Below are 859 nucleotides of genomic sequence, written 5' to 3'. Positions count from 1 at the left end.
AACTTCTCCCTTGAGGGAGACATGCCGATTTGTAAAAATCGGGATAGAGGGTGTTCTGCGTGCTTCCGATGGCCTCTGGTATTTTCTTGCAGGCTGGCTAAACACCCCTGTAGTCCCCTCAATGGGACAATTGGGGCGGTGGTTTTTAACTTTTTTTCAAGCTTTTGATTAGGGCACTACCTTTTAACTGTTCTGTAGGGCTGGCAGAGATAGTACCTCGCCCGGCTTTGGCCTGTAGGTCAACTTTGTCCCTCTCCAACACGGAAGAAGGGGTTTTGATACTGCTATAACTTCGGTTTTATTTTAAAACAAACTCAGCGTTCTCCCCATGACCTGTCCCCTGACAGATCATCTGCCACCTATTCCATACCGGAAATGAAACAGAACTAAACAGCGGCTTTACTAAACTTCCGAAAGTTTCGTAAAGCTAACTGTTCAGAAGCATTGACAGTGATAATACTGCCAAACCGAAGAAGTTCTGCCCATTCAGGGTTTGTATCTCATTTGATTAAATTAACAAAAGGCTACACCTTTTGCTGGTAGATTATGCCCTTTTCAGGGCTCGAGTTCGTGCGGCTATAGTATCGACTTAATGGGTTTCTGCTTAGGGAAAAGACACCTTTGATTTGCGGGGGGTATTACCTCACCCGGCAATGGCTGGTGGGTTATCTCTGGCCCGAATGCCCTCTCCGACACGGAAGAGGGAGTTTTGGTACTGCTATGACTTCGGTTTTATTTTAAAACCAACTCAGCGTGCCATTCCGAAATTTTCATAGAGCAGCGGAAAAAATATTTCGGAATTCCTAACTGAAATATACCTGATAAAGTCAACTCACTAACAAACTAATGCGCACCCACC

The organism is Fulvivirga kasyanovii (assembly GCF_009711405.1).
Taxonomy (GTDB): domain Bacteria; phylum Bacteroidota; class Bacteroidia; order Cytophagales; family Cyclobacteriaceae; genus Fulvivirga; species Fulvivirga kasyanovii.
The sequence above is the reverse complement of the archived record's forward strand: the minus strand, read 5'-3'. Positions refer to the sequence as shown.